The following is a 25,673-nucleotide window of genomic DNA, read 5'->3' on the forward strand; positions in this document are numbered from 1 at the left end:
CGGCTATTTCAACTGCGAATCCTTGCTAGCCCGCCGGTTGATTCCGCCTGCGGGACGCCAGGCGCGGTCACGGTCGGCCTGGCATTCCACGCATAATTGCACCCCCGGCAGGGCCTTGCGCCGCGCCTCGGGAACGGGTTCGTCGCAGTCGATGCAGACCAGGGCGCTGTCCCGGACAGCCTTGACCTGTCCGGCACGCAGCCGGGCGCGTGCCACCGCCTCGGCCGTGCTGATCTCGATCTGGTCATTCACCGCGTCGTCACGCGCCCATCCACCGGCCATGTCCTGTCCTCCGTGATCCTGAAAAGATAAGATGCCGCAGCCAGGTTGCAACGCCGCCTGCCGTGCAGCCCCCGGGGGATCGGAACGAAATCCTCCTGCTTCTCGTTGACAGGGGGCGTAAATCCAACCATCCTAGTGATATAAAAGGGGAAAACTCATGGGTGAGAAGACGCTGACTCGGATGGATCTTGCGGAAGCCGTTTTTCGGGATGTCGGCTTGTCGCGTCATGAATCCGCCCAGCTTGTCGAATCAGTCCTGGACCATATTTCCGACGCCCTTGTGAACGGCGAACAGGTGAAGATTTCGTCCTTCGGAACCTTCAGCCTGCGCGACAAGAACGAACGCATCGGCCGCAACCCCAAGACGGGCGAGGAAGTGCCGATCACCCCCCGCCGCGTCCTGTCCTTTCGTCCTTCGCACCTGATGAAGGATCGCGTGGCGGCGGGAAACAAGGGCTAGAGGCGTCCGGACTGAATGACAAAAGGCGCAGACGCATTCCGGTCGATCGGCGAAGTCGCAAACCTTCTGGGCGTGGCGCCCCATGTGCTGCGCTATTGGGAAACGCAGTTTCCGCTGCTCAAGCCGATGAAGCGTCCCGATGGGCGGCGCTATTACCGCCCCGATGACGTGCGGCTGGCGGCGGGCCTTTGCACGGTTCTGCGGGACGAAGGGCTGACCATCCGGGGTGCCAAGATGCTGCTGGCCCGCGACCGGGGCGCCAGCTTGCGAGAACGCGGGTCGCTGCGCCTAGCCGATTTGCCCGAACCGGATGGCGACCCGGATGAAACCGTTCAGGACAGTCCCCGTGAAAACGACCCGATGTCCCATGGGGGGCCGAAATCGCGCCATCGCAGGCGCCGGATCAGCCCTGCCGGAATGCCGGCAGAGGATCGGGGTCCGCATGACTGGCTGGGCCGGCTGGTTGCCGTGAATGCCCGATTGGGCGCGCTTCGGCCCGAAGATCCCGCAGCCCTGCGTGGACGGCAGGCCTTGTCGCACCTGCGCGACGGCCTGGGGCGGTTTTGCTGACAGATCCGGCATTTGGTTCGCAAATTTCCGCATTGCGGCCCTTGTGCAGCCGGGCCGGATCGCTTTATACGATGCGCGTCGGGCCGTGGCGCAGTCTGGTTAGCGCGTCCGTCTGGGGGGCGGAAGGCCGAGAGTTCGAATCTCTCCGGCCCGACCATTTCGAAAACGCCCATCCCTGTTCCGGGGTGGGCGTTTTCGCATCAAAGGTTTCGGCATGAACGGCGTTCTTCCCGACAGCGGCATCCGCACCCTGATCCAGTCCAACGCCATCACGGCCGATTCTGCGATCATCCCCGACCAGATCCAGCCTGCGTCGCTGGATTTGCGCCTGGGAACGGTCGCCTATCGCTTGCGCGCCAGCTTTCTGGCGGGGCGCGGGAACAGGGTCATGGATCGGCTGGCCGATGTCCAAATGCACCAGATGGACCTGTCTGGCGGCGCGGTGCTTGAACGCGGCTGCGTGTACCTGATCCCGCTGATGGAACATATGTCGCTGCCTGAAGGGCTGACGGCTGTGGCCAATGCCAAGTCCTCGACCGGCAGGCTGGATCTTCTGACCCGGCTGGTGGCCGACGGGGGCACCGAATTCGACCGCCTGCCCGAAGGCTATGACGGCCCGATCTATGCGGAAGTCTGCCCGCGCAGCTTTTCGGTCCTGGTCCGCCCGGGAATGCGCCTGAACCAGTTGCGGCTGCGCCAAGGCCAGGCGGTGCTGTCGGACAGCGAGTTGGGCGACCTGAACGCCCGCGAACCGCTGGTTGGCGGCCAGGCGTTGATCGACAATGGCCTGGGATTTTCCGTCGATCTGAAGCCTGCCAGTGGCAATCTGGTCGGCTATCGCGCGCGCCCGCACAGCGGGGTGATCGATCTGGACCGGATCGGCGCCTATGAGGCCGCCGAATTCTGGGACGAACTGCGCACGACCCAAGGCCGCCTGATCCTGGATCCAGGCGCCTTCTATATCCTTGTCAGCCGTGAATCGGTGGCAATTCCTGCCGATTACGCGGCCGAGATGGCCCCCTATCTGGCCATGGTGGGGGAATTTCGCGTCCATTATGCGGGCTTTTTCGACCCCGGCTTCGGCATCGGCGACACCGGCACCGGCGCACGCGGGGTGCTGGAGGTCCGATGCCACGAAGCGCCCTTTGTCCTTGAACACGGCCAAGTCGTGGGCCGCCTTGTCTATGAACGCATGGCCGCGCGCCCGGACCGGCTTTACGGGGCGGGCATCAAGTCGAACTACCAGGGACAGGGCCTGAAGCTTGCCAAGCAATTCCGCTGAACGGCGGCGTTATTGCCTTGGCTGAAGTATCCTCTGGGGGTCCGGGGGGCGAAGCACCCCCGGCCTTGGGGGGCTACAGCACCTCCGATTGCCACAGCCTCACCTTCAATCCGCCATGCGCCACGACCGGCCCCGATTCCAGCGGCAGCCCGGTCGCCTTGGCCAAGGCCCCGTCGGTGGTCACGATCCCCACCCGCCAGCCTTTCAGGCGTTCCCGAAACACCTGCCCCATCGCAGCGTGCAGCCCGAACAGCGGCCCCTTGTTGCCAATGCGCGCGCCATAGGGCGGGTTCACGATGACGAGGCCGGGCGCGCAGTCAGGACGCTTCAGATCGCCGATGGCCCGACAGTCAAAGCGGGTCAGGCCCTCTATCCGTGCCCGTTCCGCATTCTGGATGCTCATGCGGATGGCGCCAGCGTCGCGGTCGCTGCCAAGGAACTGCGCGGGCGCCGGGCGGGACGCCACCGCGGCGCGCATTCCATCCCAGGTGGCAGGGTCAAAGGTCGCAAGCTGCTGAAATCCGAACGCGCGGCTGCGGCCCGGGGCCAGGCCCGCCGCGATCTCGGCGGCCTCGATCACAAAGGTTCCCGATCCGCACATCGGATCCAGCACCGGCTGGCTGCCATCAAAGCCCATCTCTCGCAGAAACATCGCGGCCATGGTTTCCCGCATGGGCGCCTTGGCAACGGCTTCCTTGTGGCCGCGCTTGTGCAGGGACTCTCCGGTCGTATCCAAGCTGAGGGTGACAAGATCATCCTCGATCCGCGCCTTTACCACCATCGTGGCGTCAGCCGCGATCGGCGCGCCCAGTTCCTCGGCGATAGCGCGTTCGATGCGCTGCGTGGCCGCACCCGCATGATAGATGCGGCTGGCCTTGCAGGTGGTTTCCACCCGGACGGGCGCATCGGGCCGCAGCACCGAACCCCAGGGGAACTTCCGCGCCCGCTTGTCCAGTTGCGCCAGATGCATCGCACGAAAGCTGCCCACCCGCGCCAGAACCCGCGTGGCCCCGCGCAGCCACAAGTTCGCGCGCCAGACATCCGGCCAGCCGCCGGTGATCGTCACGCCGCCCGGCTGCACGACCGGCTGCCAGCCCAAACCGGCAACCTCGGCCGCCAGTGGCGCTTCCAGGCCCGGCGTCGCCACCAGGAAAATCTCGAATCGGTCATCCATCGCGCAGCCCTAGCCCGGCTGCGCCGGAAAGGCGAGTGTCAGCGCCCGATGCGGCGGGTCAGCCGGGCGGCCTGGCGGGCGCGCTTGACAGCCGTGCGCATATCCCGGGCCTGCTTGGCCGAAACCGGCGCGGGCTTGCCCCCGGACTTTGCAATCTTGTCGATGCCCTTGTTGATGCCCCAGTTCATGGCGCGGCGGCTGACCATGCGGGTCAGCATATGGATGATCCGGTTCAGGCCCATGCGGTCATTCGTCCTTGGAAAAACAGTCTGCGGATTGGGTTGCATCCATATCATCATCCCCCTCCTGCGGCACAAGGGGCAAGACCAGCCCGTCGGCAGGCGGACGCGATTCCAGCAGTCCCGCCGCCCGCAATTCCGCAAGCCCCGGCAGGTCGCGTGCGGATTCCAGGCCGAAGTGGTCCAGGAATGTTTCCGTCACCACGAAGGTCGCGGGCCGCCCGGGGGTCATGCGGCGGCGGCCGATGCGTACCCATTCCATCTCGATCAACTGGTCCAGGGTGCCGCGGGACACGGCCACGCCCCGGATTTCCTCGATCTCGGTGCGGGTGACGGGCTGGTGATAGGCGATGATGGCAAGCGTCTCGATGGCGGCGCGCGACAAGCGGCGCTGTTCGACGGTTTCCGTCTGCATCAGGAAGGACAGGTCGGGGGCGGTGCGAAACGCATATCCGTCGCCGATCCGTTCCAGCACCACGCCCCGCCCGGCATAGGTCCGTCCCAAGGCCGCAAGCGCCTGCACCGGATCGCAGCCGGGGGGCAGGCGATCCGACAGGTCGCGCAACGTCAGGGGCTTGCCGGATGCGAACAGGATGGCTTCCACCATGCGTTCCTGGTCCGCAAGGGACGGCGGGAACAGCTCGGGCTGGGGATCGGCGGGCTGGGTCACGGGGTCTCGGACGTGTCGGATTTGCGCCGAAAGCGGATCGGCGCGAAGGGATCGGACTGGCGTATCTCGATCCGGCCCTGCCGCGCAAGTTCCAGCGAGGCAGCGAAAGTCGCCGCCGTGGCCGACCGGCGGCGCGTGCCCTGCGTCCCCCAGCCATCCGGCAGAAAGTCGGACAGATCGGTCCAGTCGCCCACATATCCGATCATCCCGCGCAGCCGGTCCAAGGCCTGTTCCATCGTGAACACGTCCCGGCGATCAAAGGCATAGGGGCGGAATTCGCTGCGCGTCTTCAACCGGGCATAGGCACGCATCAGGTCGATCAGCCCCGCCCGCCATTCGGTGCGCCGCGTCCTGGCCACGGCTTCCGGCGTGCCGCGCGGAAATCGGCTGATCCCCAGCCGGTCGCGGGCCATCAGTTGCGCCGCCGCCTGCCGCATCGCCCCCAGCCGTTCCAGTTGAAAGGCCAGATGCGCGGCCATGTCCTCGGCCGACGGTCCCTCGGCCTGGGGGTCGGGGGGCAGCAGCAGGCGCGATTTCAGAAAGGCCAGCCAGGCCGCCATGACCAGGTAATCGGCGGCAAGTTCGATCCGCAACGCACGGGCCTGTTCGACAAATGCCAGGTATTGTTCCGCCAGATGCAGGACAGAGATCTTCATCAGGTCGACCTTCTGCACCCGGGCCAGAGTCAGCAGCAGGTCCAGCGGGCCTTCATAACCGTCCAGGTCGACGATCAGCGATTCATCCGCGCGCCGCTGCGCGACGTGGTCTGCCTCGGGGACAGGCCTCAGGTAGGGGACATCGCTGATGGTGCGGGCCACGGGGCGTCTTTCGGTCATGGGGCATCAAGGTCGGCGCTGCCCAGGCCGGAGTCAAGCGGACAGCGTTGCGGGGGCGTTCCGCCCCCGTCCCCTTCGGGGACTCCCCCCGAGGATATTTTCGTGAAGAAGAAGCGTCAGGCAGTAGCCCCTGCGAGGCTGTGCCATTCCGCCATCAACGCGCCGGGGTCGAGTTCCTGCGGCAGGCGGCGCTGCGCCAGGGCGGCATCGGCGCGGCGTTGGGCATCCGGCGACATGGCGCCTGCGGCTTCGACCACCGGTTCCATGTCCGCAACCGTGCCGTTGCAATGCAGCACCAGGTCGCAGCCAGCGGCAAGGGATGCCGTTGCCCGTTCGGCTTGTGTTCCCGACAGGGCGTTCATGGTGATGTCGTCGGTCATCAGCAGACCATCAAAGCCGATCAGGTCGCGGATCAGGCCAATCATCCGGGGGGATGCCGTGGCCGGGGCGTCGTCCAGGGCCGTAAAGCGGATATGCGCGGTCATGCCCATCGGCAGGTCGCGCAAGGCACGAAAGGGGGCAAAATCCAGGACTTCCAGGTCTTCCACCGCAGCCGCGACAATGGGCAGGTCGTGGTGGCTGTCGGCGACGGCGCGCCCATGGCCCGGCAGATGCTTCATCACCGGCAACACGCCTGCGGCCAGCATCCCGTCGGCGCCTGCGCGGCCAAGAACGGCAACCGTGGCAGGGTCCGTGCCAAGGCAACGGTTGCGCAGAAACGGATGGGTGTCGGCCTGCGCCACGTCCAGCGTGGGGGCGCAGTTGCTGTCGATCCCCACGGCCCGCAGTTCGCGTCCGATCAGGTGATAGCGCAGCCACATCGCGCGCGGCCCGGCAGCCGCCTGATCCAGAGGCGCGGGCCAGTCGGCCCAGTGGGGCGCGCGCAAACGCTGCACTCGTCCGCCTTCCTGATCGACGGTGATGACGGCATCGCGGCCTACCGCGTCACGCAGATCACCTGTCAGGCGGCGCAACTGATCGGGACTTTCGACATTGCGCCCGAACAGGATAAAGCCCCAAGGGTCGGCCGCGCGGAAAAATGCCCGCTCGGCCGCTGTCAGTCTGGTCCCGGCGATGCCGCCGAGGATCGTGGCACTGGCAGCCATCAGTTCAAGGCAAGGCAGTCCGTGCCCGCCGATTTCAGCGCGGCGCAGAACTGGCGTGCCTCGCCCAGCGAATCGAAGCCTGCGACGCGGAGCCGCCAGAAGGTGCGGCCGTTCGACTGGTGCTGCTGGATCACCTGCTGCTTGCCGCCAAAGACGACATGCTTGTTCATCAGGCGGTTCCATTCGCTGGCCGCGATGGAATCGCTGTCAAAGGCGCCCAACTGGACCTGCGGGCCGCTGGCCTGGGACACGGGCGCGGGCGCGGGCGCAGGCGCCGCCTCGGGCCGCGCCTCGGCGGCAACGGGACGCGCATCGGTCGCGGTTGTCCCGGCCGAGGCCACGCGGGTGCTGCGCGGGCGCGGCGTGGGCCGGGGGGACGCGGTCAGCACGCCGGGATTGGCCTGGGCCTGGGCTTGGACCAAGGCCTCGGTGATGGCGGCGGCCTGCGCGGGCGCGCCATTTTCGTCGGTCAGCGCCTCGTTCACCGGGCCTTCGCTGGCGGGGGCGTCGATGATCGTGGCGTCCTGCACGGCGCTGTCGGCCAGGGCCAAGCGCTGCGCCTCGGCCTGGGTTTCCGCCAGGGCGCGCGCTTCGCTGTCGGACAAGGGCAGGACAGGTTCGCCGTCAAAGCTGAGCGGCGTTTCGGATACGACCGAAGGCTGGCGGGACGTGGCGCCAAGCTGGCCCATCGCCACGTCTTCGTCCGACAGACCGACCGGCGCGGGGGCAATGGCCACCTGCTGGGTTGGCTGGTGGTCGATCCCCTCTGCCACGGTATTGACCGCATAGCCGGTATAGTTCGTCAGCTCGCCGCCGGGATCGGACGGAGTGGTGCGCGCATCGCCCGTGATGGCGCGGATCACCGGCACGCCCGACACGTCGCGCGACACCAGTTGCCATCCCCAGACCATCAGCCCGACCATCAGCGCAACCGAGGCGACCGCGCCCAGGTAATGCGTCAACCGCGCGAACCGGGCGGTCAGGCTGTCGTTGCCCTGGGGGTCCGACGCCGATCGCGCCCCGTCCCGGTGCGGCTGGTCGTCCCGGCCGCCCCCTTCATAGGAAAATTCGCGCTTCACCTTGTGCCGCGAGAAAACATAGCCGCCTTCGCGGAAATCCATCACTGCCATAGCCTGCCTGCCTGCCGGTTGATCCGACTTGAACTTGACTGCCCGTTCCGACCGGTGGGGGCGCTTTGTGAAGTCAGCGCATTTCCTTGACCGGCGTGACCCCAAGGATAGCGAGACCACATGAAATAACAACGCCAACTGCACGCACCAGCGCGATTTTTGCTTGCGACGTGTCCGGATTGCCATCTTGCACAAAGCGCAACGACGGATCGTCATTGCCGCGGTTCCAGAGCGAATGCAGGTCGGATGCGATGTCGTACAGGAAAAAGGCGATGCGATGCGGTTCATGCGCACGGGCCGCGTGTTCGACCAGGCGCGGCCATTCGGCGACTTTCCGCGCCAGATCCAGCTCGGCCGGATGGGAAAGCTGTGTCAAATCCGCCGAGGCGAGAACCGAATCACCGACCTCAATCCCCGAATCAGTTGCCCGGCGCAGGACGGAATGAACCCGCGCGCTGGCATACTGGACATACCAGACCGGGTTGTCCTTGGACTGTTCCAGAACCTTGGCAAAATCGAAATCCAGCGCCGCGTCGTTCTTGCGCGTCAGCATGATAAAGCGGGTCACGTCGGCGCCCGCCTCCTCGACCACGTCGCGCAGGGTGACGAATGTGCCCGCACGCTTGGACATCTTGAACGGCTCGCCGTTCTTGAACAGCTTGACCAGTTGGATCAGCTTGATGTCCAGCGGCACCCGGCCGTTCGACAAGGCCGCGACCGCCGCCTGCATCCGCTTGACATAGCCGCCGTGATCGGCGCCGAACACGTCGATCAGCTGGTCGAAGCCCCGGTCGATCTTGGACCAGTGATAGGCGATATCGGGCGCGAAATAGGTCCAGGCCCCGTCCGACTTCTGGATCGGCCGGTCCACGTCGTCGCCATGGGCGGTGGACCGGAACAAAAGCTGCTCACGCTCCTCCCAATCCTCGGGCAGTTTTCCCTTGGGCGGCTCCAGCACGCCGCGATAGATCAGGTCCAGCGACCGCAACCGCTCGATCGCGGCCTCGATCTGGCCGGTGCCGTAAAGCGCCTTTTCGCTGGAATAAACATCCATGCGGACGCCCAGCGCCGCAAGATCGCCGCGGATCATCTCCATCATGGCCAGGATGGCGAAATCGCGCACCTCGTCCAGCCATTCGCCTTCGGGCCGATCCAGCAGACGGGTGCCGTACTTGTCCTTCAGCGCCTCGCCCACGGGGATCAGGTAATCGCCCGGGTAAAGTCCTTCGCGGATTTCAGGTTCCAGCCCGTTGGCCTCGCGGTAACGCTCGTATGCCGACCGGGCCAGCACATCGACCTGTGCGCCGCCGTCGTTGATATAGTATTCGCGCGTCACCTCGTGGCCCGAAAACGCCAGCAGGTTCGCAAGCGCATCGCCAAAGACGGCGCCGCGCACATGGCCTACGTGCATCGGGCCGGTGGGATTGGCGCTGACGAATTCGACATTGACCTTTTGCCCCGCGCCGATATCCGAACGTCCAAAGGCATCCCCTTCGCGAATGGCGGTGCCGACGACGCCCTGCCAGACGGCGGGGGACAGGCGCAGGTTCAGGAATCCCGGTCCCGCGACTTCGGCTGCGGCAATGCGCGGATCGGTCAGGCGGGCGGCCAGGCGCTCGGCAATGTCGCGAGGCTTCAGCCCGGCGGGCTTTGCCAGCACCATCGCGGCATTGGTGGCCATGTCGCCATGGGCGGGATCGCGCGGCGGTTCGACCGCGACATTGCCAAAATCCAAACCCTCGGGCAATTCGCCCGCCTGCGTCATCTGCTGCAACGCGGCCAGCACGACGCCGCGCAGATCGGTGAATAGGTTCATCATCGCTTTCCTGACTGTCCGGTGCCGGTTATCGCCTGGGGCGGGGTTTGGTCAACACAAAGCCCGAAAACCTGCATTTTTCGTAAGGTTTCCGGGGCGAAACATTGACGTGGCGGTCCACTTGGTCTAAGTCGCTGCATGGTTCGCATCCGGCGGGCCGACTGAAGGGGCGTGCGAGTCTGCGTCCCATTGCAGGCCGCAGCAGCCACCCGGGCGACGCGGCAATGGAACGCCACGCGCCGGCCTGCCGCCGCGCAAGCCTTGGAAAGCCCCCGAATGACGAAATTCTCCGATCTCAAGCTCGATCCCAACGTGATCAAGGCCATCGCCGAGGCCGGGTATGAAACGCCGACGCCTATCCAGGCCGGCGCCATCCCCCCGGCCCTGGAAGGCCGCGACGTTCTGGGGATCGCGCAGACCGGCACGGGCAAGACGGCAGGCTTCGTGCTGCCGATGATCACTCTTCTGGGGCGCGGACGCGCGCGTGCGCGGATGCCGCGCAGCCTGGTCCTGTGCCCGACCCGCGAACTGGCGGCCCAGGTGGCCGAGAACTTTGACACCTATGCGAAACATACCCGCCTGACCAAGGCGCTGCTGATCGGCGGCGTGTCCTTTGGCGAACAGGACAAGCTGATCGACCGGGGCGTGGACGTGCTGATCGCCACGCCGGGCCGGCTGCTGGACCATTTCGAACGCGGCAAGCTGTTGCTGACCGGCGTGCAGATCATGGTCGTGGACGAGGCCGACCGGATGCTGGATATGGGCTTCATCCCCGATATCGAACGCATCTTCCAACTGACGCCCTTTACCCGCCAGACGCTGTTCTTTTCGGCCACCATGGCGCCGGAAATCGAACGCATCACCAACACCTTCCTGCACGCCCCCGAACGGATCGAGGTCGCGCGCCAGGCCACCACAAGCGAAACGATCACCCAGAAGCTGGTCGAACTGACCCCCACCCGCCGCGACATGGCCGCCAAGCAGAAACGCGACCTGCTGCGCGCGCTGATCGACGCCGAAGGCCCGGAAACGGAAAGCGGCGGGCTGAAGAACGCCATCATCTTCTGCAACCGCAAGACCGACGTGGATATCCTGGCCAAGTCCCTGGCCAAGCACGGCTATGACGCGGCGCCGATCCATGGCGACCTGGACCAGAGCCACCGCACCCGCACCCTGGAAAGTTTCCGCGAAGGCAAGCTGAAATTCCTGATCGCCTCCGACGTGGCGGCGCGGGGCCTGGACATTCCGGCGGTCAGCCATGTGTTCAACTATGACCTGCCCTCCCATGCCGAGGATTACGTCCACCGCATCGGCCGCACGGGCCGGGCGGGCCGCCTGGGCAGCGCCTTCAGCATCGCCACCCCGTCGGACGAGAAATATCTGACCGCTATCGAAAACCTCGTGAAACAAGCCCTGCCCCGCGTTCCCTTGCCCGAAGGCTTCACCTTGTCCGACACAGACCGCAACGCGGGCCGCGATGACCGCCGCCCCGCCCGCGACAAGACCCGTGGTCGCGACAAGGCCCGTGGCCGCGACGAGAGCCGCAGCCGCGATGACGAACGGCGCGAACCCCGCGAAGAGCGCGCCGCCGAGCCTGTCGCGCGCGAGGAAACCCGCCGCGAACCCGTCCGCGAGGAACGCAAGGAGGAACGGCGCGAGGATCGCGGTCACGAGCGCCGGGAAGAACGGCGCGACGACCGCCGCGATCAGGGCCGCGAACGCCGTGGGCGGCGCGACGACAATCGCGGTCCTGCGGTGATGGGCATGGGCGATCATGTCCCGGAATTCATGCTGGTGGAACTGCGCCGCGCCCTGGCCTCGACCTCGCAGGACAGCGACGAACGTGCCCGGCCGGCGGAACCTGTCCAGCCGGTCACGGCAGACAGCCAGTCCGACAAGCCGCGCCGTGGCCGCAATCGCCGCAAAAAGCCCGAGGCCATGGCCGTGGCAGAAACCGCCGTCGTGGAAAGCCCGGTCGATATAGCCGCGCCGGAAGTGGTGCAGGAAAGCCCGGCGCATGAAACGCCGGCTAGCGATCCTGTGGCGGAACAGGCCCCTGAGGCTTCGACGCCCGCTGCAGGTCCAGTGGCCGATCCCGCCACTGATCCCGTGGCGGAGGAAACGCCCAAGCCCAAGCGCACCCGCCGCAAGAAGGCCGAGGCAGACAGTCCAGCCGAGGCCAGCGAAACCCCGGCCGAGCCTGCGGAAAAGCCGAAACGGACCCACCGCAAGAAAGCCGAAGCCCCCGCGGATGCCCCGCAGGCCGAAGCAGAAGCCGCGCCCAAGCCCAAGCGCACGCGCCGCAAGAAAGCCGACGAGGCGGCCCCCGAAGCGCCCGCCGACAAGGCCGAGGCCGAGGCCTGAGCACAGCCAATGCGCGGCCGTCCGCCTCTGCGGCAGCTTTGGGCCCCGCTTGCGCTTGGCTTGATCGCGGCGCTTGGCCTGGCACCCTTTGACATCTGGATCGCCACGCCTCTGGCATTGGCGGTCCTGATCCGGCACGTCGCGCGGTCGGGCGGGGTCTTCTGGCCCCTGCTGGCTGCGGGCTTTGGCTGGTTTGCCTTGTCGATGTCCTGGATCGTCGAGCCGTTCCTGGTCGAACCTGACATCTATGGCTGGATGGCCCCCTTTGCCTTGGTCATGATGGCCGGGGGTGGGGCGCTGTTCTGGGCAATCCCCGCCACCTTTGCCACGCGCCTGACCCCCCTTGGGCCGCGCCGGGCCATTGCGATTGCCGCATCCCTGGTGCTGTCCGACTGGCTGCGGGGCTGGATTTTTACCGGCCTGCCCTGGGCGCTGATCAGCCATGCCTGGATCGACACGCCGGTGGCGCAGGCTGCCGCCTGGACCGGCGCCATCGGGCTGAGTGCGATCACCTTGGGACTGGCGGTCCTTCCCTCGCTGATCCGCCCCTTGCCTGCCGCTGCGGTGGCCTTGACGCTGGCCGGCGGGTTGTGGGCGGCAGGGCAGGCGCGGCTGGCGCAACCGCTGCCTGCCGATACCCCCACGATCCTGCGCATCGTCCAGCCTAACGCCGAACAGCACCTGAAATGGGATCCCGAATGGGCCGCGATCTTTTTCCAGCGGTTGCTGGACCTGTCTGCGCAACCGGGACAGCGTGATTTGGTCATCTGGCCCGAAACAGCGGTGAACTTCCTGCTGGAGGACGCAGGCCCTGTCCTGCCCGCCATGGCCCAGGCCGCAGGCGCACCCCTGGTCATGGGCATCCAGCGCCGCGACGGCAGCCGGTTCTATAACAGCTTGGCCACGCTGAACCCCGATACGACTATCGGCGCATTGTATGACAAGTTCCACCTTGTCCCTTTCGGCGAATACGTGCCTTGGGGCGATGCCTTGTCACGGATCGGCATCACCGCCTTTGCAGCGCAACAGGGAAACGGCTACTCCTCCGGCTCCGGCCCATCGATCATGTCCGTGCCGGGCCTTCCGCCCTTCCAGCCGCTGATCTGCTACGAGGCGATCTTTTCCCACCACCTGCGGGGCCTTGACGGCCGCCCGGCCTGGCTGCTGCAAGCCACCAACGACGCCTGGTTCGGCCAGTTCTCCGGTCCCTACCAGCACCTCGCCCAGGCCCGGCTACGCACGATCGAATCTGGCCTGCCGCTGGTCCGCGCGGCCAATACCGGCATCAGCGCGGTCATCGACCCCCATGGCCAGGTCCGCCAATCGCTCGCCCTGGGAATGGAGGGAAAGATCGACGCGGCCCTGCCTGCCCCGCTGCAGGAAACCGCCTGGATGACATGGGGCAACGCGCCTGTCGTCCTGTTCGCCTTATTGGTTCTTCTTGCAGCGACGTTGCCCCGCAAGCGCCGTTGACCGCGTCTTCTTCACTCAAATATCCGCGGGGGAGGCCGCGCAGCGGACGGGGGCGGCAGCCCCCTGCCCGGCCTCAGTCCTTGAAGAACCGGCTGTCCTTGACCTGATCCCAGGCCCAGACCACCTCGGACAGGCGATCCTCGTCCGACCGGTCGCCGCCATTCATGTCGGGATGCAGGTCTTTCACCAACGACTTGTACTGCTTGCGGATCTCGGCCCGGGTCCAGCTGTCCTTGGCTTCCAGGATATCCAGGGCCTTGCGTTCGGTGGGCGGCAACTTGCGGCTGGCCTTGGCGCGGGCCTCGGGGGCAGTGCCATTGGCGCCCAGAATCTCCAAGGGGTCGCTGACGCCGTGGCGCGCCCACTTGTCCTCGGCCGCGGCGCGGCCAAAGGGCTTGGTGGGACGTTCCCAGACGGTGGCGTTGTCGATGAACTGCTGGAATTCTTCCTCGGACTGGCCCTGGAAGTAATTCCAGTTCGCATTGTATTCGCGGACATGGTCCTTGCAGAACCAGAAATAGTCGTCCAGATGCCGGGGGTTCTTGGGTGCCCGATACTGCCCCGGCTCGTCGCAGCCCTGCTTGTCGCAGATGCGGGTCGAGGTCTCGAAGGCGCCCGACATACCGCGACGGCCCTTGTTCTTGCGCTTCTTGTCCTTCGCGGCCGAAATGTCGAAGCCGAACGGGTCGTTACTGCTCATCCTGGGGCACCTTTGCGACTCGGAGGCGGCAGTTTAGGGTTTTTGACGCGACATGAAAGGTCTTGACGGATGATTGCAGATGAAATGCGCGAAAGGCTGGCCGCGCTGAACCCCACTCGGCTGGAGGTCATCGACGAAAGCGAAAGCCATCGGGGCCACGCCGGATACCGCGATGGCGGGCAAACCCATTTCCGCATCCGCATGGCCAGCCCCGCCTTTGCCGGGCTGAACCGCGTGGCGCGGCACCGGCTGGTCCACCAGACCCTAGGCGATATCGTGCCGCGCATCCATGCCTTGGCGCTTGATCTGACGGATGCCTAGGCGTTAGCGCCGACAGGCTTGCCGCTGCAGCGGGTGGGGCGTAAGACCCGTCCAAGCTGTCGCAACGAGGGATGGACATGACCGCGCCCAAGGACTTCAACGACCGGATGCTTTCGCTGGGCCTGGCCCGCGTCAGCGAGGCTGCGGCCCATGCCTCGGCCCGGCTGATCGGGCGCGGCGACGAAAAGGCCGCCGACCAGGCCGCCGTCAACGCCATGCGCGACCAGTTGAACATGCTGGACATCAAGGGCGTCGTGGTGATCGGCGAGGGCGAGCGCGACGAGGCGCCGATGCTGTATATCGGCGAGGAAGTCGGCACCGGCGAAGGCCCCGAGGTGGACATCGCCCTTGATCCCCTGGAAGGCACCACCTTGACCGCCAAGGACATGCCGAACGCGCTGACCGTGATCGCAATGGCCCAGCGGGGCACCCTGCTCCACGCGCCGGACGTGTATATGGAAAAGCTGGCCATCGGGCCGGGATATCCGACCGATGTGGTCAGCCTGGAGATGACACCCTCGCAGCGTATCCGCGCCCTGGCCGACGCGCGCGGCGTCAAGGACAGCGACATCACCGTCTGTATCCTGGAACGTCCCCGGCACGAGGATCTGGTGGCCGAGGTCCGGTCCACCGGCGCTGCGATCCGGCTGATCACCGATGGCGACGTGGCCGGTGTGATCCATTGCGCCGAGGCCGAACTGACCGGCATCGACATGTATATGGGTTCCGGCGGCGCCCCCGAGGGCGTCCTGGCGGCATCCGCGCTGAAATGCATGGGCGGGCAGATGTGGGGCAAGCTGCTGTTTCGCAACGACGACGAACGCGGCCGCGCGCGCAAGGCGGGCATCACCGACCTTGACCGCATCTATGCACGCGACGAACTGGTGACGGGCGACGTGATCTTTGCCGCGACCGGGGTCACGAACGGGTCGATCGTGGCTGGCGTCAAGCGCGAGCCCGGCTATCTGACGACCGAGACGATCCTGATGCGGTCCAAGACCGGATCGGTCCGGCGGATGATCTATCGCAACCCAATCAAGTAAAAGGGGGCTTTGCCCCCGTCCCTGCGGGACTCCCCCAGGATATTTTGATGAAGAAGAAGGTGCTGCCGTGACGTTTCTGGGAATCGAGCAATCGCTGACAAATCGGCGGTGGGTCGGCCCGGACGGCACGGCGGACCGCTTGGCGGAAGGGCTGGCCCAACGCACCGGCCTGCCCCTGGCCGTCGCGCGCGTCCTGGCCGAACGAGGGGTCGAGGCGGATGGCGCCGAAGGATTCCTGACGCCGCGCTTGCGCGAGTTGCTGCCCGACCCGCTGTCCCTGCGCGACATGGGGATTGCGGCGGAGCGGTTGGTGGCTGCGGCCGTCAATGGGGAACGCATTGCCGTCTTTGCCGATTACGACGTGGACGGCGGCGCCTCGGCCGCGCTGCTGCTGGACTGGCTGCGCGGTCAGGGCCGGGATGCCACATTGTATATCCCCGACCGCATCGACGAAGGTTATGGCCCGAATGCCCCTGCCATGGCGGCCCTGGCCGAGAACCACGACCTGATCGTCTGCGTCGATTGCGGCACCCTGAGCCATGACGCCCTGGCGGCTGCGGCAGGCACCGACATCATCGTGCTGGACCACCACCTGGGCGGCGAGACCCTGCCCCCTGCCCTGGCCGTCGTGAACCCTAACCGCGCGGACGAGGATGGATCGCTGGGCCACCTCTGCGCCGCAGGTGTGGTGTTCCTGACGCTGGTGCAGGCGGGTCGCGTGCTGCGCGCCATGGAACGACCCGAGCCTGACCTGATGGCGATGCTGGATCTGGTGGCGCTTGCGACCGTGGCCGATGTGGCCCCGCTGGTTGGCGTCAACCGCGCCTTTGTGCGGCAGGGCCTGGCCATCATGGCCCGCAGGCAGCGCCCCGGCCTGGTGGCGCTGTCGGATGTAGCGCGCCTTGACGGCCCCCCGAGCGCCTTCCACCTGGGCTTCCTGCTGGGCCCGCGCATCAATGCGGGCGGCCGCGTGGGCCGGGCCGATCTGGGCGCGCTGTGCCTGTCCTGCCGTGATCCGAGAGAGGCCGGCCGGCTGGCGGCGGAACTGGATATGCTGAACCGCGACCGCCGCGCCATCGAGGCCGCCGTGCGTGACGAGGCCTTCGCCCAGGTCGAGGCGCGGTCCGATGCGCGGCTGTCCTGGGCCGCAGGACAAGGCTGGCATCCGGGCGTCGTCGGCATCGTGGCCGCACGGGTGAAAGAGGCAAGCGACCTGCCCTCGGTCGTGATCGGGGTTGATGCCGGGATCGGCAAGGGCAGCGCCCGGTCGGTCCCCGGCGTTGACCTGGGGCGCGCGATCCACAGGCTTGCGGAGGAAGGATTGCTGATCAAGGGGGGCGGGCACACCATGGCCGCAGGCCTGACCGTGGCCGAAGACCTGATCCCCGCCGCCATGGCGCGCTTGGCCGACCTGATCGCCCCCGATCTGGCACAGCGGACGGGGGCGCGTGACCTGCGCATTTCGGGCCTGATGGAATGCGCAGGCGCCACGCCGCAAATCTATCGCCAGTTGGAGGATGCCGGACCTTACGGCCAGGCTGCCCCTGCGCCGCGCTTTGCCTTTGCCGACCAGTTGATCGACAGCGCCAGCACCATGGGCGACAACCACCTGCGCCTGTCATTCCGCAGCGCCGGTGGCCCGGTCCTCGAGGCCGTGGCCTGGGGCGCGATGACCGGCCCGCTTGGTCCCGCGCTGCTGGGCGCACGCGGGCGGCGCTTTCATCTGGCGGGCAGGCTGGATCTGTCCACCTGGAACGGGCGCGAACGCCTGCGCCTGCGGCTGGAGGATGCGGCGCCGGTCTGAATATGTCCCCTTCTATCGCGTCTGGTCACGGCACGGCCCCGCCGCTAACTTGCCCCCGCACTGTCAAGGGGAACGCGATGAAACTGACCTGGCTTGGACATTCGGGCTTTCGCCTGGAAATCGAGGATGCTGTAATCCTGATCGACCCCTGGATTTCCGGCAATCCGGTCTTTCCCGAAAACGCCCGCCCCGAGGCCATCAAGGGCGCGACCCATATCCTGCTGACCCATGGCCATGGCGATCATTCCGGCGACACGCTGGCCATCGCCAAGGAACTCAAGATCCCCGTCGCGGGCATCTATGACCTGATCGACAGCTGGTCCACCCATCACGACATAGACGGCATCGGCTTCAACAAGGGCGGCACGGTGGATCTTGGCGGGGCATCGGTAACGATGGTGAACGCCAGCCATTCCAGTTCGCTGAACGGGGCGGACGGGCCGATCTATGCGGGCCATGAATCGGGCTACATGATCGCCGGGGACGGCCATGTGATCTATGTTTCGGGCGACACTGACATCATGGCCGACATGGCCTGGATGGGCGAATACCACCAACCCGATATCGGCATCCTGTGCGCGGGCGGACATTTCACCATGGACATGAAGCGCGCGGCTTGGGCGGCCCGGAAATACTTCGACTTCAAGACCGTGATCCCCTGCCATTACAAGACCTTCCCCCTGCTGGAACAATCGGCGCAGGCGCTGATCGACGGGCTGCCCGGCGTGCAGGTCATCGAACCGGAAATCATGAAGGCGATCACGCTGTGAGGTTCCAAAGCTTCGACGACCCCGCCGGCAGCGCCGATCACCCGGCGCGGCTGGCGCAATTGCGCGCGCGGCTTGCAGGGGACGGGCTGGACGGCTTCATCGTTCCGCGCGCGGATGTCCATCAGGGCGAATATGTGGCCGATGCCGATGCGCGGCTGGCCTGGCTGACGGGATTTACCGGCAGCGCGGGCTTTGCCGTCGTCACAGCCGACCGGGCGGGCGTCTTCATCGACGGCCGTTATCGCGTGCAGGTCAAGGCGCAGGTGGACCTCGACCACTTCACGCCCGTGCCCTGGCCTGAAACCCGGCCTTCGGAATGGCTCCGGGAAGCCATGCCGGCGGGCGGGCGGCTGGGCTTCGATCCCTGGCTGCACACCCGCCAGGAAATCGAGACGCTGGAAAAAGCCCTGGCCGACAGCGGCATCGGGTTGATCGCGGTGGACCACAACCCCCTGGACGCGATCTGGACAGACCGCCCCGCCTTGCCGGTGGGCCGGGCACGAGCCCATGACGATGCGGTGGCGGGCGAAACATCCGCCGACAAGCGTGCCCGCCTGGCCGCCATGCTGCGCGACGAAGGACAGGCAGCGGCCCTGCTGACCCTGCCGGATTCGATCTCTTGGCTGCTCAACATCCGGGGCAGCGACGTTCCCAAGAACCCGATCGTGCAATCCTTCGCGGTGCTGTCCGACAATGGCCACCTGGCGCTGTTCGCGGATCCGGCCAAGTTCGACGATGCCCTGCGCGCCCATCTGGGCAACCAGGTCGCGATCCTGCACTCCGAAGGACTGGCACCCGCGTTGCTGGATCTGGAAGGCCCGGTCCGCGTTGATCCCGCTTCTGCCCCCGAGGCTGCCTTCCGCCTGCTGGAAAGCGCCAACACCCAGATCGCCCGGGGCCCCGATCCCGCGATCCTGCCCAAGGCCCGCAAGAACGCCGCCGAACTGGACGGAATGCGCGCAGCCCACCGCCGCGACGGCGTGGCGATGGTGCGGCTGCTGGCCTGGCTGGATGCCCAGGATCCGGCGGCCCTGACCGAGATCGACGTGGTCGAGAAACTGGAATCCCTGCGCCGCGAGGCCGGGATCACCGACATCAGCTTCGACACCATCTGCGGGTCGGGTCCGAATGGCGCCATTGTCCATTACCGCGTCACCCGTTCCACCAACCGTCGCCTGGCGCGGGGGGATGTGCTGCTGATTGATTCCGGCGGGCAATATCCCGACGGGACGACCGACATCACCCGCACCGTGCCGCTGGGCGATCCCCTGCCCGAGGCCGTGGCCCCCTATACCGCTGTCCTGCGGGGGATGATCGCCATCAGCCGGGCGCGCTTTCCCAAGGGCGTCGCCGGGGGACATCTGGACGCCCTTGCACGCCAGCACCTGTGGGCGCAGGGCCTGGATTACGACCACGGCACCGGTCATGGCGTGGGCGCGGCGCTGTGCGTCCACGAAGGCCCCGTGCGCATCAGCCGCGTCAGCACCCTGGCCCTGGAGGCCGGGATGATCCTGTCCAATGAACCCGGCTATTACCGCGAAGGCGCCTTTGGCATCCGCATCGAAAACCTGGTTGCGATAACCCAGGCCGAAGCCGAGCCGGGTCGCGCCATGCTAGGATTCGAGACGCTGACCCTCTGCCCCATCGACCGCCGCATGATCGACATCGCGGCCTTGCCGCGCGAAGAAATCCTGTGGCTGGACGCTTATCACGCGCAGGTGCAAAATACGCTGTCCCCGCACCTGGACGAGGAGACGCGGGCTTGGCTGGACCAGGCCACGCAGCCGCTTGGGTCTTCTTCATGAAAATATCCTCGGGGGGTCCGGGGGGCGAAGCGCCCCCGGCCACCGTGGGACACAAGCCTACAAGGCGTTCAGTATCCGGGCCGCCTCGTCCTTGCAGGGCGTAAGGCTGGCGCGATCCTCGCCCGGAAAGAACCGCGCACGGACGGCGGTCGGCATCGGCGCAGGTTCGGCAATGACCACGCGGGGGCCGACGGTGGCGGCCTCGGCCTGCCAGCTGCGGGCCAGGGCGATCTGCCCCGCCTTGGTGGCGCCATAGGCGCCAAAGAATTTACGCCCCCCGCGCGCGTCGTCAAAAAACAGCGCCGTGCCGCCCCGCGCGCGTAACAGCGGTTCCAGCAGCGCGATCAGCCCGCGTGTCACGTCCATGTTGACCAGCACGGACTTGGCCCAGTCCTTGCCATCCACATGGGCCGCCGGCGCCAGGGGTGCGGCATGGATCGCGCAATGCGCCCACACGTCCAGCCCGCCCCAGCGGGACATCGCCGCCTGGGCCAGTTGCTGCATGGCAGGCGCCTCGGCAACGTCCATCGGCGCCAGGGTCGCGCTGCCGCCTGCGCGGCGGATGCGATCGTCCAGTTCCTCCAATGCCCCGACCGTCCGGGCCACCGCCAGAACGTGATAGCCGCGCGCGGCCAAATCCTCGGCCAGGGCGGCGCCAAGGCCGCGCGATGCGCCGGTCACCAGCGCGATTTTGGGTGTCTTTGTCATGGCTTTGTCCCTTGCCACCAGCCCTGCGGCTTCGCAAGACCCGCCACGCAAAGAGGCCCCCGAAGGGGCCTCTGGAACCTGCGACCGATCAGCGCGCGGCGACGTCCAGATAGTCGCGCTTGTCCTCGCCCACATACAACTGGCGCGGACGGCCGATCTTGGCCTGCGGGTCGCCGATCATTTCCTTCCACTGCGCGATCCAGCCCACCGTGCGCGACAGCGCGAAGATCGGCGTGAACATCGAGGTGGGGAAACCCATCGCTTCCAGGATGATGCCGGAATAGAAATCGACGTTGGGATAAAGCTTCTTCTCGATGAAGTACTCGTCCTCAAGCGCGATCTTCTCCAGCTCCTTCGCGACTTGCAGCGTCGGATTGTCGTGGATGCCCAGCAGATCCAGAACCTCGTCCGCCGATTCCTTCATCACCTTGGCGCGGGGGTCGAAGTTCTTGTAAACGCGGTGGCCGAAACCCATCAACTTGAACGGGTCGGACTTGTCCTTGGCCCGCGCGATGAATTCAGGAATGCGGTCCACGGTCCCGATCTCTCGCAGCATCTCCAGGCAGGCCTGGTTCGCGCCGCCATGGGCCGGGCCCCACAGGCAGGCGATGCCCGCCGCGATGCAGGCAAAGGGGTTGGCGCCCGACGATCCCGCCAGCCGCACGGTCGAGGTCGAGGCGTTCTGTTCGTGATCGGCGTGCAGCGTGAAGATGCGGTCCATGGCACGGGCCAAGGCTGGATTGACGTTGTATTTCTCGGCCGGGACGGAGAAGCACATATGCAGGAAATTGCTGGCGTAATCCAGTTCGTTCTGCGGATAGACGAAAGGCTGGCCGATCGAATACTTGTAGGCCATCGCCGCGATCGTCGGCATCTTGGCGATCAGGCGGATCGCCGCGACCTCGCGCTGCCATGGGTCGTTGATGTCGGTCGAATCGTGATAAAAGGCGGACATCGCGCCGATCACGCCCACCATGGTCGCCATCGGGTGGGCGTCGCGGCGGAAGCCCCGGAAGAAGTTGTGCATCTGTTCATGCACCATCGTGTGGCGGGTCACGCGACGCTCGAAATCGTCCATCTGCTCGGCGGTGGGCAGGTTGCCATAGAGCAGCAGATAGCAGACTTCCAGGTAATGGGACTGGTCGGCAAGCTGTTCGATGGGATAGCCGCGATACCACAATTCACCCTTGTCGCCGTCGATAAAGGTGATGGTCGAATCGCAGCTTGCGGTCGAGGTGAAGCCAGGGTCATAGGTGAACACGTCCGCCTGCCCGTAAAGCTTTCGGATATCCAGCACGTTCGGTCCCTGGGTGGGACGAAGGATCGGAAGCTCGTATTCGGAGTCGTTGATCTTGAGTGTGGCGGTTGTCGCGTCGGCCATCCAAGGCGTCCTTTCCGGCTGGGCCGGGCCGACCTTCGACTTCGCGGGGGACGACCCTGGCATGTAAGGGCAGGCCGTCAGCCTGCCAAATCCGTCTGGTCTTGCAACCGGGCCAGCGATTCCTCGCGGCCTAGCGCCGTCATCATGTCGAACACACTGGGGGTCGCGGTCCGTCCGGCCAGGGCGGCGCGCAACGGCGCCGCAAGTTTGCCCAAGCCCACGCCGTTTTCCTCGGCAACCCGCTTGGCCGCCTGCTCCAGCTCGTCTCGGGTCCAGCTAGCATGCTGCACTGCGGCAGTCAACGCGGACAGCATACCACGGGATACCGAATCAAGAGACTTTGACGCTTTTTCGTCCGGTTCCACCGGCCGGTCGATCAGCGCGAAACGCGCCTGGTCCAGCAATTGCGGCAGGGTTCTGGCCTTTTCCTTCAGGGCTGGCAGTGCTGCCATGATCCGGCCGCGCTGTTGGCCGGTCAAGGGCGCGGCACCCGTGTCCGTCAGGAACTGATCCAGCACCGCCATCAGATCGTCCTCCGGCATGGCGCCGATATGATGGCCGCTGACATGTTCCAGCTTCTTGAAATCCAGCCGGGCCGCCGCACGGTTGATCCCCGACAGGTCGAACCATTCCCGAGCCTGAGCGTCGTCGAACAGTTCGTCGTCGCCATGGCTCCAGCCCAGACGGGCCAGATAGTTGCGCATCGCCGCCGGGGGATAACCCAGTGCCGCGAATTCATGCAGCCCCACCGCACCGTGACGCTTGGACAGCTTCTTGCCATCCTCGCCATGGATCAGGGGGATATGGGCAAAGACAGGGCGCGGCCAGCCCATCGCGTCGAAAATCTGCACCTGGCGGAAAGTGTTGGTCAGGTGGTCGTCGCCCCGGATCACATGGGTCACGGTCATGTCGCGATCGTCCACCACCACCGCCAGCATATAGGTGGGCGTGCCGTCCGACCGCAGGATGATCATGTCGTCCAGCTGGTCGTTGGCCACACGGACCATGCCCTGCACGGCATCGTCGATCACCGTTTCCCCATCGCGCGGGGCGCGCAGGCGGATCGCATAAGGCGCGTCCGGCAGATCGGTCACGTCGCGCCAAGGGCTTTGGAACGGCTGGCGCGGATGGGCCTCGCGCCATTCCGCAATCTCCTCGGGGGTGGAAAAGCACTTGTAGGCGGTGCCGTTGGCCAGCATCTGCCGCGCCACCTCGGCATGGCGGTCGCGGCGTTCGAACTGGCTGATCGGCTCGCCGTCCCAGTCGAGGCCCAGCCAGGTCAGCCCCTTCAGGATTGCCTCCGTGGCCTCGGGCGTGGAGCGGGCGCGGTCGGTATCCTCGATCCGCAAAAGGAACTTGCCGCCCCGGCCGCGGGCATAAAGCCAGTTGAACAACGCCGTGCGTGCGCCGCCGATATGCAGGTATCCCGTGGGCGAAGGGGCAAAGCGGGTGACGATTGGCGTGTCGGACATGGCGGCTTCCTGGATCGGGGCGGGCATTAACGCTTTGGTAAGCTGTCCATGCCAGTGTTCGCGCCGAGAGATAGCCAAGCCAGGGCGAAAGGACAAGAATGGCCGCTTCGGGCGACATGGCGGCGCTGCCGGGGTTTTCCGGTGCGCGCGCGGCATCGTGGCACATGGATGTGCGGCCCGCCCGAATGGCGGCCACCGTCCGCACCGGGCTGTTCGCCTGGGTGCCGGTGTGCCTTGCCCTAGGGATCGCGCTCTGGTTCGCGCTTCCTGCCGCACCTGGGCGCAGGATATGGATCGGGCTTGGCCTGCTGGCAGCCTTGGCGCTTGCGGTATCGCGGCTGGCCCTGCCATGGGCCGAACGGGGGCGCATCGGCTGGACCTTGGCGGATGCCCTGCGGATCGGATCCACCGCGCTTTTGCTGGTCATCGCGGGCTTCGGCCTGATCGGGCTGCGGTCGGCCACTGTCGCAGCACCGGTCATGGAATGGCGATATTATGGCCCCATCGAAGGGCGGCTGGTGGAAATCGACCGCTCCGCCCGCGACCGGGTCCGGCTGACGCTGGACCGGGTGGTGTTGCGTGACACCGCGCCCGCACGCACGCCCGGCAAGGTCCGGCTGTCGCTGATGGAGCAGTCCGATCCGCTGCCGCCCCTGGGCCAGCGGGTGATGCTGACAGGCCATCTTGGTCCGCCCCCTGCCCCGGCATCGCCGGGCAGCTTCGATTTCCGCTGGCTTGCCTGGTTCGAAGGGTTGGGTGCCGTCGGTTACACCCGCACGCCGATCATGACCGTCGAACCTGCCGAGGGCGGCATATGGGCCATGCACCGCGCCCGGATGGCTGTCAGCCAAGCGATCCAGGAGGGCATCGGCGGGCAGGAAGGCGCGGTGGCATCGGCCCTGATGACCGGCGACCGATCGGGGATCGCCGAGGCCACGAACGAGGTCATGCGGGCGTCGAACCTGTATCACATCATCTCGATTTCCGGCCTGCATATGTCGATGCTTGCGGGCTTCGTTTATACCGCGCTGCGCATGGCCCTGGTGCTGGGACAAGGCCTGGGCGCGCCCCTGCCGCAGGCGGTCCACAAGATCGCGGCCCTTGGCGCGTTGCTGGCATCGGCTGCCTATCTGTGGCTTTCGGGCGGCGGCGTTGCGACCGAACGGGCCTTTGTCATGGTCGCGGTGATGCTGCTGGCGATCATCGCCGACCGGCGCGCGATATCGCTGCGCACCATCGCCCTGGCAGCCACCATCATCCTGATCTATTCGCCCGAGGCGGTGACCCATCCCGGCTTCCAGATGAGCTTTGCGGCAACCGTGGCGCTGATCCTGTCCGCCGGTCCCTGGTCGAAGATATCGCCCCATATCCCCTTTTGGCTGCGGCCAGTGGCAATGCTGCTGGTCTCGTCGCTGGTGGCCTCGGTCGCGACCTCGCCGCTGGCGGCGGCGCATTTCAACCGGATGGCGCAGTATGGCCTGCTGGCGAACCTGCTGGTCGTGCCGGTCATGGGCGCCCTGGTGATGCCTGCGGGCGTGATCGGCGCCCTTCTGGCGCCCGTGGGTCTGGCGGGACCGGCGCTGTGGGTGATGGGGCTGGGGACCAGGTGGATGCTGTGGGTGGCGGAATATGTCGCAGGCTTGGGCGGGGCGGTGACGGCCCTGCCCCTGCCGCCCGCGCCGGTGATCCCGTTGATGTGCTTTGGCGCGACAATGGCGGTGTTGTGCTGGCGGGGCGGATCGGCCTTGCGACGGTTCAGCCTGACGGGCGGGGGTTTTTTGGCGGGGGTTGCGATGCTGGCCGCCGCCGGAGGGATTTGGCTGACCGCCAGCCGCCCGCTGTTGCTGATCGCCCCGGAAGGCGAGGCGGTGGGCCTGATGACCGCGCAGGGCCGGGCGGCGTCGAAACCGTCGGGCGGGGCCTTTATCGTCGATACCTGGCTGCAAGAGGATGGTGACATGGCCAGCCAAGAAGAGTCAGCCGCCCGGCCTGCGTGGCAGGGTGACAAGCGCGACCGGATGGCCGCGCTGCCGGGGGGCTGGCAGATCTGGCACTTTACCGGAAAGGGCGCGGCCGACCGCGCGCCAGCCGCGTGTCAGCCGCGCAGGATTGTGGTTCTGTCGGAGAAGCTGCCAGCGCGCGCCGAGTGGCCCTGCGTGATGCTGGACCTGGGGCGCCTGCGGGTCACAGGCGCCGTGACGGTCGAGATGGACGAGGCCGGCCCCGTCCTCCGCGGCGTCAACCAGATGCTGCGCAGCCCGGGATGA

22 protein-coding genes, 1 tRNA gene and 1 pseudogene are annotated in these 25,673 nt (G+C 66.6%); 12 read left to right on the plus strand and 12 right to left on the minus strand.

Annotated features, from left to right (window positions below; translation table 11 throughout):
- Nucleotides 1–3: 3 nt before the first annotated feature.
- A complete protein-coding gene (locus Q5701_RS08350; protein WP_306754799.1) occupies nucleotides 4–282 on the minus strand; it encodes a DksA/TraR family C4-type zinc finger protein in 279 nt (92 codons plus the stop codon).
- A gap of 157 nt (nucleotides 283–439) precedes the next feature.
- Here Q5701_RS08350 and ihfA point away from each other — a divergent pair, with 157 nt between their 5' ends.
- The 4 genes from ihfA to Q5701_RS08370 all read left to right on the plus strand — a co-directional run bounded on the left by ihfA (nucleotide 440) and on the right by Q5701_RS08370 (nucleotide 2,594).
- Entirely contained in the window at nucleotides 440–742 is a 303-nt protein-coding gene (gene ihfA / locus Q5701_RS08355) for an integration host factor subunit alpha (RefSeq protein ID WP_234854062.1), read from the plus strand.
- 15 nt (nucleotides 743–757) lie between these two features.
- Entirely contained in the window at nucleotides 758–1,312 is a 555-nt protein-coding gene (locus Q5701_RS08360) for a MerR family transcriptional regulator (protein ID WP_306754800.1), read from the plus strand.
- A gap of 79 nt (nucleotides 1,313–1,391) precedes the next feature.
- Nucleotides 1,392–1,469, plus strand: a tRNA-Pro gene (locus Q5701_RS08365).
- 57 nt (nucleotides 1,470–1,526) lie between these two features.
- A complete protein-coding gene (locus Q5701_RS08370) occupies nucleotides 1,527–2,594 on the plus strand; it encodes a 2'-deoxycytidine 5'-triphosphate deaminase (protein ID WP_306754801.1) in 1,068 nt (355 codons plus the stop codon).
- Between the two features lie 73 nt (nucleotides 2,595–2,667).
- Here the strand turns inward: Q5701_RS08370 and Q5701_RS08375 are convergent, their stop codons facing one another.
- From Q5701_RS08375 to argS, 7 genes are all read right to left on the minus strand, one after another.
- Nucleotides 2,668–3,768: a THUMP domain-containing class I SAM-dependent RNA methyltransferase gene (locus tag Q5701_RS08375; RefSeq protein ID WP_306754802.1), complete on the minus strand. Its 1,101-nt coding sequence runs from the start codon at nucleotides 3,766–3,768 to the stop codon at nucleotides 2,668–2,670.
- Nucleotides 3,769–3,806: 38 nt separating this feature from the next.
- Nucleotides 3,807–4,010: a hypothetical protein gene (locus tag Q5701_RS08380; RefSeq protein ID WP_306754803.1), complete on the minus strand. Its 204-nt coding sequence runs from the start codon at nucleotides 4,008–4,010 to the stop codon at nucleotides 3,807–3,809.
- 4 nt (nucleotides 4,011–4,014) lie between these two features.
- Nucleotides 4,015–4,614: an SMC-Scp complex subunit ScpB gene (gene scpB / locus Q5701_RS08385; RefSeq protein ID WP_306755374.1), complete on the minus strand. Its 600-nt coding sequence runs from the start codon at nucleotides 4,612–4,614 to the stop codon at nucleotides 4,015–4,017.
- A gap of 59 nt (nucleotides 4,615–4,673) precedes the next feature.
- Nucleotides 4,674–5,513: a segregation and condensation protein A gene (locus tag Q5701_RS08390; protein ID WP_306754804.1), complete on the minus strand. Its 840-nt coding sequence runs from the start codon at nucleotides 5,511–5,513 to the stop codon at nucleotides 4,674–4,676.
- Nucleotides 5,514–5,629: 116 nt separating this feature from the next.
- Nucleotides 5,630–6,619 carry a glycoside hydrolase family 3 N-terminal domain-containing protein gene (locus tag Q5701_RS08395; protein ID WP_306754805.1) on the minus strand — a complete coding sequence of 330 codons (990 nt, stop codon included), beginning with the start codon at nucleotides 6,617–6,619 and terminating at the stop codon, nucleotides 5,630–5,632.
- Nucleotides 6,619–7,749 carry an SPOR domain-containing protein gene (locus Q5701_RS08400; RefSeq protein WP_306754806.1) on the minus strand — a complete coding sequence of 377 codons (1,131 nt, stop codon included), beginning with the start codon at nucleotides 7,747–7,749 and terminating at the stop codon, nucleotides 6,619–6,621. Before Q5701_RS08400 ends, Q5701_RS08395 begins: the two co-directional genes overlap by 1 nt.
- 73 nt (nucleotides 7,750–7,822) lie before the next feature.
- Nucleotides 7,823–9,565, minus strand: coding sequence for an arginine--tRNA ligase (argS, locus tag Q5701_RS08405; protein WP_306755375.1), 1,743 nt, complete (start codon nucleotides 9,563–9,565; stop codon nucleotides 7,823–7,825).
- Between the two features lie 276 nt (nucleotides 9,566–9,841).
- On the opposite strand from argS, the pseudogene Q5701_RS08410 reads away from it, so the two are divergent.
- Both Q5701_RS08410 and lnt read left to right on the plus strand, forming a co-directional pair.
- Nucleotides 9,842–11,458, plus strand: a pseudogene (locus Q5701_RS08410) (DEAD/DEAH box helicase); the annotation flags it as partial.
- 480 nt (nucleotides 11,459–11,938) lie between these two features.
- On the plus strand, nucleotides 11,939–13,402 hold the full coding sequence (gene lnt, locus Q5701_RS08415; RefSeq protein ID WP_306754807.1) for an apolipoprotein N-acyltransferase: 1,464 nt from the start codon (nucleotides 11,939–11,941) through the stop codon (nucleotides 13,400–13,402).
- Nucleotides 13,403–13,475: 73 nt separating this feature from the next.
- Here the strand turns inward: lnt and Q5701_RS08420 are convergent, their stop codons facing one another.
- Nucleotides 13,476–14,102, minus strand: a complete 627-nt coding sequence (locus Q5701_RS08420) for a J domain-containing protein (protein WP_306754808.1) — start codon at nucleotides 14,100–14,102, stop codon at nucleotides 13,476–13,478.
- A gap of 69 nt (nucleotides 14,103–14,171) precedes the next feature.
- Between Q5701_RS08420 and Q5701_RS08425 the strand changes: the two genes are divergently transcribed.
- The 5 genes from Q5701_RS08425 (at nucleotide 14,172) to Q5701_RS08445 (ending at nucleotide 19,845) form a co-directional block, all read left to right on the plus strand.
- On the plus strand, nucleotides 14,172–14,423 hold the full coding sequence (locus tag Q5701_RS08425) for a BolA family protein (protein ID WP_306754809.1): 252 nt from the start codon (nucleotides 14,172–14,174) through the stop codon (nucleotides 14,421–14,423).
- 77 nt (nucleotides 14,424–14,500) lie between these two features.
- Nucleotides 14,501–15,466 (plus strand): class II fructose-bisphosphatase, encoded by a 966-nt coding sequence (gene glpX / locus Q5701_RS08430; protein ID WP_306754810.1) that lies wholly within the window; start codon nucleotides 14,501–14,503, stop codon nucleotides 15,464–15,466.
- A gap of 67 nt (nucleotides 15,467–15,533) precedes the next feature.
- Nucleotides 15,534–17,270 carry a single-stranded-DNA-specific exonuclease RecJ gene (gene recJ / locus Q5701_RS08435; protein ID WP_306754811.1) on the plus strand — a complete coding sequence of 579 codons (1,737 nt, stop codon included), beginning with the start codon at nucleotides 15,534–15,536 and terminating at the stop codon, nucleotides 17,268–17,270.
- 77 nt (nucleotides 17,271–17,347) lie between these two features.
- Nucleotides 17,348–18,040, plus strand: coding sequence for a metal-dependent hydrolase (locus Q5701_RS08440; RefSeq protein WP_306754812.1), 693 nt, complete (start codon nucleotides 17,348–17,350; stop codon nucleotides 18,038–18,040).
- A complete protein-coding gene (locus Q5701_RS08445; protein ID WP_306754813.1) occupies nucleotides 18,037–19,845 on the plus strand; it encodes an aminopeptidase P family protein in 1,809 nt (602 codons plus the stop codon). The genes Q5701_RS08440 and Q5701_RS08445 overlap by 4 nt, the downstream gene beginning before the upstream one ends.
- 57 nt (nucleotides 19,846–19,902) lie before the next feature.
- Here Q5701_RS08445 and Q5701_RS08450 read toward each other — a convergent pair whose 3' ends face one another.
- The 3 genes from Q5701_RS08450 to gltX form a co-directional block, all read right to left on the minus strand.
- Complete coding sequence (locus tag Q5701_RS08450) at nucleotides 19,903–20,553, minus strand: SDR family NAD(P)-dependent oxidoreductase (RefSeq protein WP_306754814.1); 651 nt, start codon at nucleotides 20,551–20,553, stop codon at nucleotides 19,903–19,905.
- A gap of 88 nt (nucleotides 20,554–20,641) precedes the next feature.
- The gene (gene gltA, locus Q5701_RS08455; RefSeq protein WP_306754815.1) at nucleotides 20,642–21,934 is read right to left on the minus strand and encodes a citrate synthase; all 1,293 of its coding nucleotides are present in this window, start codon (nucleotides 21,932–21,934) and stop codon (nucleotides 20,642–20,644) included.
- Nucleotides 21,935–22,011: 77 nt separating this feature from the next.
- A complete protein-coding gene (gltX, locus tag Q5701_RS08460; RefSeq protein WP_306754816.1) occupies nucleotides 22,012–23,406 on the minus strand; it encodes a glutamate--tRNA ligase in 1,395 nt (464 codons plus the stop codon).
- A 98-nt stretch (nucleotides 23,407–23,504) separates the two neighbouring features.
- Here gltX and Q5701_RS08465 point away from each other — a divergent pair, with 98 nt between their 5' ends.
- On the plus strand, nucleotides 23,505–25,673 hold the full coding sequence (locus tag Q5701_RS08465; RefSeq protein ID WP_306754817.1) for a ComEC/Rec2 family competence protein: 2,169 nt from the start codon (nucleotides 23,505–23,507) through the stop codon (nucleotides 25,671–25,673).

Source organism: Paracoccus actinidiae, from assembly GCF_030863885.1.
Lineage (GTDB): Bacteria > Pseudomonadota > Alphaproteobacteria > Rhodobacterales > Rhodobacteraceae > Paracoccus > Paracoccus everestensis.

What these genes read in the sequence shown, in the direction of transcription:
- Q5701_RS08350 (WP_306754799.1), bottom strand. Translation starts at nt 282, where the DNA reads ATGGCCGGTGGATGGGCGCGTGACGACGCGGTGAATGACCAGATCGAG.
- ihfA (WP_234854062.1), top strand. Translation starts at nt 440, where the DNA reads ATGGGTGAGAAGACGCTGACTCGGATGGATCTTGCGGAAGCCGTTTTT.
- Q5701_RS08360 (WP_306754800.1), top strand. Translation starts at nt 758, where the DNA reads ATGACAAAAGGCGCAGACGCATTCCGGTCGATCGGCGAAGTCGCAAAC.
- Q5701_RS08370 (WP_306754801.1), top strand. Translation starts at nt 1,527, where the DNA reads ATGAACGGCGTTCTTCCCGACAGCGGCATCCGCACCCTGATCCAGTCC.
- Q5701_RS08375 (WP_306754802.1), bottom strand. Translation starts at nt 3,768, where the DNA reads ATGGATGACCGATTCGAGATTTTCCTGGTGGCGACGCCGGGCCTGGAA.
- Q5701_RS08380 (WP_306754803.1), bottom strand. Translation starts at nt 4,010, where the DNA reads ATGGGCCTGAACCGGATCATCCATATGCTGACCCGCATGGTCAGCCGC.
- scpB (WP_306755374.1), bottom strand. Translation starts at nt 4,614, where the DNA reads ATGGTGGAAGCCATCCTGTTCGCATCCGGCAAGCCCCTGACGTTGCGC.
- Q5701_RS08390 (WP_306754804.1), bottom strand. Translation starts at nt 5,513, where the DNA reads ATGACCGAAAGACGCCCCGTGGCCCGCACCATCAGCGATGTCCCCTAC.
- Q5701_RS08395 (WP_306754805.1), bottom strand. Translation starts at nt 6,619, where the DNA reads ATGGCTGCCAGTGCCACGATCCTCGGCGGCATCGCCGGGACCAGACTG.
- Q5701_RS08400 (WP_306754806.1), bottom strand. Translation starts at nt 7,749, where the DNA reads ATGGCAGTGATGGATTTCCGCGAAGGCGGCTATGTTTTCTCGCGGCAC.
- argS (WP_306755375.1), bottom strand. Translation starts at nt 9,565, where the DNA reads ATGAACCTATTCACCGATCTGCGCGGCGTCGTGCTGGCCGCGTTGCAG.
- lnt (WP_306754807.1), top strand. Translation starts at nt 11,939, where the DNA reads ATGCGCGGCCGTCCGCCTCTGCGGCAGCTTTGGGCCCCGCTTGCGCTT.
- Q5701_RS08420 (WP_306754808.1), bottom strand. Translation starts at nt 14,102, where the DNA reads ATGAGCAGTAACGACCCGTTCGGCTTCGACATTTCGGCCGCGAAGGAC.
- Q5701_RS08425 (WP_306754809.1), top strand. Translation starts at nt 14,172, where the DNA reads ATGATTGCAGATGAAATGCGCGAAAGGCTGGCCGCGCTGAACCCCACT.
- glpX (WP_306754810.1), top strand. Translation starts at nt 14,501, where the DNA reads ATGACCGCGCCCAAGGACTTCAACGACCGGATGCTTTCGCTGGGCCTG.
- Q5701_RS08440 (WP_306754812.1), top strand. Translation starts at nt 17,348, where the DNA reads ATGAAACTGACCTGGCTTGGACATTCGGGCTTTCGCCTGGAAATCGAG.
- Q5701_RS08450 (WP_306754814.1), bottom strand. Translation starts at nt 20,553, where the DNA reads ATGACAAAGACACCCAAAATCGCGCTGGTGACCGGCGCATCGCGCGGC.
- gltA (WP_306754815.1), bottom strand. Translation starts at nt 21,934, where the DNA reads ATGGCCGACGCGACAACCGCCACACTCAAGATCAACGACTCCGAATAC.
- gltX (WP_306754816.1), bottom strand. Translation starts at nt 23,406, where the DNA reads ATGTCCGACACGCCAATCGTCACCCGCTTTGCCCCTTCGCCCACGGGA.
- Q5701_RS08465 (WP_306754817.1), top strand. Translation starts at nt 23,505, where the DNA reads ATGGCCGCTTCGGGCGACATGGCGGCGCTGCCGGGGTTTTCCGGTGCG.